Genomic DNA, 6,352 nt, shown 5'->3' on the forward strand with positions numbered 1-6,352 from the left:
GGTAGCTATGAACGGACAGGATAAACGCTGAAGGCATCTAAGCGTGAAGCCCCCCTCAAAACAAGGTATCCCTTGAGAGCCGTGGAAGACCACCACGTCGATAGGCCGGAGATGTAAGTGCAGTAATGCATTCAGTTGACCGGTACTAATGGCTCGATTGGCTTGATTTGATCCGGAAGAAGACAGACCTGTCTTGCTTCCAAAAGCATCCTTGGACAACCGAAACCCGGAAGGGTAACGCCGATCTCGCTTCTTTTCTGGTCTGGTGGCTTTAGCACGAGCAAAACACCCGATCCCATCCCGAACTCGGCCGTTAAGTGCCGTTGCGCCAATGGTACTGCGTCTCAAGACGTGGGAGAGTAGGTCACCGCCAGACCTGAAAAGAAGCGAGCATCTCTCGAAAACGATCAAACGCTGCAAACCAGCGAAAACGGCGCGGGATAGAGCAGCCCGGTAGCTCGTCAGGCTCATAACCTGAAGGTCGCAGGTTCAAATCCTGCTCCCGCAACCAAAACTGCAAAGATAACAAGGGCTCGCAATTCGGTGTTCAACCATTGCGAACCAATCGATCTGCAACGCCTTGCATTTTGCAGGGCATTTTTTGCTGTGCGCGCTGAAAGCAGCTAATGCCAGTGAATCCATGATACAAAGAAGCGGAAAATGATGACGTCAATCGACGAATCATCGTCTCTTCGCCATATGCAGAATTTTTCATTGACCATACTAGTGTCGAAGCCTAACCTCCGTTCACTTCGGTCCGGCTAAGGCCACGCAGTCAATCGGTCGACGTCGCGCCAGACGCAGGTTTCTAAAGAGTGCTAGGAGTTGGACAGGGAGTTATTTGAGACCGAGTTTGGACCGACACATTTATGCTCAGTCTTGACTTGCACTCCTTCAAATTTATGAGCACGTTTGTTGGAAAACTTGGACTTTCCAGCGCGAAACCGATGAAATGGGGAAGTAATGCCTTTAACGGAATTTGAAGTCAGGCGGATCAATAACTATATTGGTCGACTGAGGAAGGGGTCAAAACAGACGTACGATGTCAATCGGAATACAGATGTCGTTTTGTGCGGAAGCTCAGAGACACTCGAGGAAGTATTCGATAGGTATGCGTTTCGATACTCGAGAGATCGATTTCTCCATTTGTACAATATGTATGTTGACCAAGCACAGCGCATTTTTCGAGAGGTCGATCCGTATTCGCATTTCTGTGTTTACCCTGATGATTTGCGTATTGAACTTCCCGTACCGGTCATCACAAAGTCAAGAAAAATTTCGGATTTTAGCCAATGTGTCTTGCTCCCATTGAACTACAATCGTCATTGGGGCGATATTTCATTGGTAGAAGATTTGGATATTCCATTCTCTCAAAAAGATGACAAGCTCATTTGGCGTGGCGCTACGACGGGAAAATTCTTGCCCCAAGGAGATGAGCCTTATTCGAGTCGGGCCTATGTATATAAGGTGAAGCCGAAGAATGAAAATATTGATATCGGCTTTAATCAGACTGTCCAGTTTCCGCAGGACTGGCCGGTGCTGGAGCTGCTTAAGGGGCGTTTGAAGCCGCCAATAAAAATGGGGGAGCAGCTGAGATCTAAATACCTGCTGTCGCTGGAAGGTAACGATGTGGCAACAGGCCTGAAGTGGATGCTGTATTCGAATTCAGTTGTTATCATGCCCCCTCCTGTCTGTGAATCATGGGCATGCGAAAGCTTTCTGGTTCCGTTCGAGCATTACGTTCCGGTGGCTTATGATCTCTCGGATCTCAATGAGGTTTATGAATGGTGTGTATCGCATCCGCGCGAGTGCGAGAGTATCGCCAGCAATGGAAGGGAATTTATCAAAAGATTCTTGGATCCTCAACTGGAAGGTGAAATTGCTCGGGAGGTCGCCACGGCATATCTTGATACCGTGTGCCTGATAGGCGACCAGGATTCCCTTCTACCCATCCAGCTCGCAAAAGAAGTGCTTTACGCACGTGCGGAGAAGCTTCAGCAAAAGGGTGACGTGAATGCGGCCCAAGATTTGTTTCTGGAGGGAGCTAAAAGATTCCCAAATTGGCTAGACATATATGGAGATCCTAATTTTCTCAAAAGCTTTGTAAAGCTTTGCCTCGTGCAGGGGCGGCATGAACATGTCCGCGATATGCTGTCTGCGCTCTCTAGCGGCAGACAGGGCTGGCACGAAATTTTGTTTGCACGGGACTCAGAAAACAAGGGGCTTCATGCGAAAGCACTGGATCACTGGCGAGCATTCTTGGCGTCGCACCCCGAACACACCGAGGCGCAGCAAGCGGTTCGCCGCCTCGGACTGATGCTTCAGGTTGGGCATTCATAATGCTCATGATCATCAAAGCAGCGACTGCGCCAATCTGGATCTTATGTGAATTTTTCTGCTGCAATGCGGCAAGAGACTTGCCAATCAAATCTTGAGAAGCATACGGTCAAGTTAGTCAAATTTCAATAAGACGAGGAATGATTGTCATGCGGTACGTTCCGCCGTTTGCAAGCCTTAACCATGATTTTGTTTTTGGAAGCGATGATGGCGCCCCTTGGGTCAAGATAGGCTACAACCAGTTCGAAGCCCTGCTTCGCAAGATCTTGGCCGCTGTCGAGTTCGACGAGGAATGGTATCGCAAGCAATATCCCGACGTTGACGAGGCTGTCCGTGAAGGTCTTGTCAAAAGCGGGCGCGAGCACTTCATCAACAGCGGCTACTTCGAAGGTCGCCTTCCGGGCGAAGTAGAGGTCGACGAGGAGTGGTACTTCGAGACCTATCCTGACATCGCGGAAGCGGTAACGTCCGGAGAAATCGCTTCGGCCCAGCAGCATTTCCTGGCGTTTGGCTATGCTGAGGGACGCCAACCGGCTCCGTAACCTTCCCGCCGATTCGGCAAGACTTCAGTAAGGCGATTTTTATCATGATTCCTGATTTCGATCACCGAGTGGTGGTCGTCGGCGATGTGATTCTGGACAAGTTTGTCTATGGTTCATCGGGACGATTGTCGCCCGAAGCACCCGTGCCCGTGGTACGCAAAGCCCGCGAAACGATGATGGCGGGCGGGGCGGGAAACGTCGCGCGCAATATTGCGGCAATGGGCGGAAAGCCGGTTCTTCTGGGTCTTGCCGGATGCGATCGGACCGGAGACGATCTGGTTTCGGTCATAGGTGAACCCGCGCGCCTCGTTCGCAGTGCGGACTGGAAAACGATCGTGAAGTTGCGCGTGATTGCGCAACAGCAGCAGATCGTCCGTGTGGATGACGAGGCGCCGCGGCCTGCCACGGCAAAGGAGGCGGAGGACATCCTGTCCGGCCTCGCCGACAGCTTGCCGCAGGCAAGCGCCTTGGTGCTGTCGGATTATAACAAGGGCGTTCTGACTGCCGAGGTCTGCAGCAAGGCGATCGCCGCAGCCAGGGCCGCGGGTGCCCTCTGTGTCGTCGATCCCAAGGGTCGCGACTATTCGCGTTACGCCGGCGCTGATTACATTACGCCGAACGCCTCGGAACTGGCCGAAGTGACGGGCATGCCGACGGGAAGCGATGCCGAAGTCGAAGCGGCTGCGCGCAGCCTGCTGGCTCGTGTCGACATCGGTGCCGTCATCGCGACGCGCAGCGAGAAAGGCATGATGCTGATCCCGCGCGAAGGGGCGGTCGTCATTTCGCAAGCCACTGCCCAGGAAGTGTTCGACGTTTCCGGGGCAGGTGACACCGTCATCGCCACGCTGGCGCTTGCGCTTGCGGCCGGGATGCCGGTGCCCGAGGCCATGCGTCTCGCCAACCTAGCGGCGGGTGTCGTGGTCGCAAAGCTGGGAACTGCAACCTGCTCGCATGCCGAACTCGAACATGCCACGCGGGTCGAAAGCGGAGCCGGTGGTGTGCTGGGTCGCGCCGCAGCCTTGCAGATTATCCGGGAATGGCAGGCCGCCGGGCTAAGGGTTGGATTTGCCAATGGCTGTTTCGACATCCTTCATGCGGGGCATGTCCGAATGCTGCGCGAGGCCAGAAGCCATTGCGACCGTTTGATCGTTGCGTTGAACGATGACGCCAGTGTCACGCGACTGAAAGGCCCTGCACGCCCGATCAACACGCTTGCGGATCGTGCAGCCGTCATCTCGGGACTTGACCCGGTAGACGGCGTTACCTCGTTCAGCGAGGACACGCCGCTGGAACTGATCCTGGCGGCTCGGCCCGACCGGCTGTTCAAAGGTTCGGACTATACGATCGACAAGGTCGTGGGTGCATCCGAAATCCGTGAATGGGGCGGAGAGACAGTATTGCTGGATCTGATGCCTGGCCGGTCCACGACGAAAATCGTGGCTCGGGTCAACAGCGGTGCGGCGGTGGAAGCGGTCCAGTGACATCGCAAAACGGGGCGGGCCTGTTACGGCCCGCATTGTTCCTCGATCGGGACGGGGTGCTGAACCACGATCACGGCTATGTCGGCACGATTGACAGGTTTGAATGGATCGACGGCGCTCCCGAGGCGATCCGCGTGGCAAATGACGCGGGCTATCTGGTATTCGTGGTCACGAACCAGTCAGGAATTGCCCGCGGCTATTTTTCCCAGCCTCAGTTCCTGGAACTGATGGAGCATCTGCGCCACGATCTTGCCGCTCGCACCGGCGGCAGGATCGACGATTTTCGCCATTGTCCCTGGCTTCCCGATGCAACCTTGTCGGAATGGCGAAAGGACAACGACTGGCGCAAGCCCGGTGCCGGAATGCTGTTCGATCTCATGCGCTCTTGGCCCGTCGATCCCAGCCGCAGTCTGATGGTCGGCGACAAGGACAGTGATCTCGCGGCAGCGGCTTCCGCAGGTGTCGAGGGACGGCTGTTCTCTGGCGGAAATCTTGAAGACTTTCTTTCCCCCCTTTTAGACGTGGAACTTGTGAAATGAGCTTTGCCGCGCTTCGATTGGAATATGACCTGCTACGTGACTGGCTTTTTGTCGATGCGCTGCCTCTGTGGGCGGGAACGGGTACCGACCGCGAAACCGGCGGATTCTTTGAGAAGCTGACCGAAAAGGGCGTGCCGCTTGATGATCCCCGGCGTGCTCGGGTCACCGCCCGGCAGATTTTCTCATTTGCCACTGCAGATCGTCTGGGCTGGCAAGGCGATGGCGCAGGAATGGTGGAATACGGTCTGGCCAACCTGTTCCGGCACCACCTTCCCCCCCAAGGAATTGTCGTGCCCACGGTTTCGGCCGATGGTCAAGTTCTTCGACGCGACTTCGATCTATATGATCATGCCTTCGTGCTTTTCGGACTCGCGGCCGCGACCGAGATGCGGGGAGGGGACGCGGCGCTTGCGGCTCGGGCTGCGGATCTGCGTGACGCGATGGTCGCCGGATGGAGCCATCCGCAAGCCGGTTTCGAAGAATCGCAACCGAGAAGCCTGCCGCTCAAGGCAAACCCGCACATGCATATCTTCGAGGCTGCTCTTGCCTGGGAAGAATTATCGGATGACCCCGGTTGGGCCGCCCTTAGCGACAATATTGCCGAGCTCTGCCTTGAACGTTTTCTTGATCCGAACACCGGAGCATTGAAAGAGTATTTCGATGGCGAATGGAACGCGCTTCCTATGCCGCAGGACGTCGTCGAGCCCGGTCACCAGTTCGAATGGGCATGGCTGCTGCGTCGCTGGGGCGCCTCGCGCCGTCGCCCGGACGCGCTGTCTGCGGCCGCACGGCTTGCTGAGATCGGCGAAGGTCGTGGAGTCGATCCGGCCCAGGATCTGGCCGTGAACGAACTGAACGCCGACCTCACGTTGCGTGATGGTCTGTTCCGGCTGTGGCCCCAGACCGAGCGCCTGAAAGCTCATGTCAGCACCTTCGCTACGGCGACCGACTCGGCGATCAAGGCTCAGGCCGCCGAATTTGCCGCCCGCTCTGCAAAGGGCCTTCGGCGCTATTTCGAGCATCCCGTTCCGGGCTCGTGGTGGGAACATTTGGGTCTTGACGGCCGTCCGCACGACATGACGGAACCCACTCGTGCGTCCAGCCTTTATCACATCACCTGCGCCATCGGTGAGTTGGGCAGGCATCTAGACGCATTGCACGCGATCGAGAGCGTCGACGCATGAACGACATGCCTGGATTGCTCCGGTAACGAAGATCCTGCTGAGAAATGAAATCCGGCGGCCCTGTCTGGGCCGTCGGATTTTTCGTATGTTCCGCATTCAATCGACCGTGGAGTCGCACGTCGAGATGGTGTTTGAGCGGGTGACACGGTAATCCTCCCCGTTTTAACGGGGCGCAGAAGTAGACCTCAGGCAGCCATTTTCAGTTTCTGGGCGGGTGTGATGCCGCCGATGCCCATGTTGGGGCGCTCGTTGTTGTAAGTCCATAGCCA

At 56.0% G+C, this 6,352-nt stretch carries 5 protein-coding genes, 1 tRNA gene and 2 rRNA genes; all 8 read left to right on the forward strand.

From position 1 onward, the window contains the following. Positions 1-170 (forward strand): 23S ribosomal RNA (locus ESZ60_RS20145); the annotation flags it as partial. Positions 171-261: 91 nt separating this feature from the next. Continuing rightward, a 5S ribosomal RNA gene (gene rrf / locus ESZ60_RS20150) occupies positions 262-376 on the forward strand. Positions 377-434: 58 nt separating this feature from the next. Then, positions 435-511 (forward strand) — tRNA-Met (locus ESZ60_RS20155). Between the two features lie 644 nt (positions 512-1,155). After that, positions 1,156-2,340, forward strand: a complete 1,185-nt coding sequence (locus ESZ60_RS20160; protein ID WP_167620250.1) for a glycosyl transferase family 90 — start codon at positions 1,156-1,158, stop codon at positions 2,338-2,340. A gap of 146 nt (positions 2,341-2,486) precedes the next feature. Next, a complete protein-coding gene (locus ESZ60_RS20165) occupies positions 2,487-2,879 on the forward strand; it encodes a hypothetical protein (protein ID WP_134682446.1) in 393 nt (130 codons plus the stop codon). A gap of 44 nt (positions 2,880-2,923) precedes the next feature. Beyond that, entirely contained in the window at positions 2,924-4,360 is a 1,437-nt protein-coding gene (rfaE1, locus tag ESZ60_RS20170; protein WP_134682447.1) for a D-glycero-beta-D-manno-heptose-7-phosphate kinase, read from the forward strand. Then, positions 4,258-4,899 carry a D-glycero-alpha-D-manno-heptose-1,7-bisphosphate 7-phosphatase gene (locus ESZ60_RS20175; RefSeq protein ID WP_134682448.1) on the forward strand — a complete coding sequence of 214 codons (642 nt, stop codon included), beginning with the start codon at positions 4,258-4,260 and terminating at the stop codon, positions 4,897-4,899. The genes rfaE1 and ESZ60_RS20175 overlap by 103 nt, the downstream gene beginning before the upstream one ends. Then, positions 4,896-6,083 (forward strand): AGE family epimerase/isomerase, encoded by a 1,188-nt coding sequence (locus tag ESZ60_RS20180; protein WP_134682449.1) that lies wholly within the window; start codon positions 4,896-4,898, stop codon positions 6,081-6,083. Before ESZ60_RS20175 ends, ESZ60_RS20180 begins: the two co-directional genes overlap by 4 nt. The last annotated feature ends 269 nt before the right edge of the window (positions 6,084-6,352 follow it).

The sequence above is a fragment of the Paracoccus ravus genome (genome assembly GCF_004522175.1).
Lineage (GTDB): Bacteria > Pseudomonadota > Alphaproteobacteria > Rhodobacterales > Rhodobacteraceae > Paracoccus > Paracoccus ravus.

Bases quoted from the DNA above. Each gene is read 5' to 3' on its own strand.
- ESZ60_RS20160 (WP_167620250.1), top strand. From the start codon at position 1,156: ATGTATGTTGACCAAGCACAGCGCATTTTTCGAGAGGTCGATCCGTAT.
- ESZ60_RS20165 (WP_134682446.1), top strand. From the start codon at position 2,487: ATGCGGTACGTTCCGCCGTTTGCAAGCCTTAACCATGATTTTGTTTTT.
- rfaE1 (WP_134682447.1), top strand. From the start codon at position 2,924: ATGATTCCTGATTTCGATCACCGAGTGGTGGTCGTCGGCGATGTGATT.
- ESZ60_RS20175 (WP_134682448.1), top strand. From the start codon at position 4,258: ATGGGGCGGAGAGACAGTATTGCTGGATCTGATGCCTGGCCGGTCCAC.
- ESZ60_RS20180 (WP_134682449.1), top strand. From the start codon at position 4,896: ATGAGCTTTGCCGCGCTTCGATTGGAATATGACCTGCTACGTGACTGG.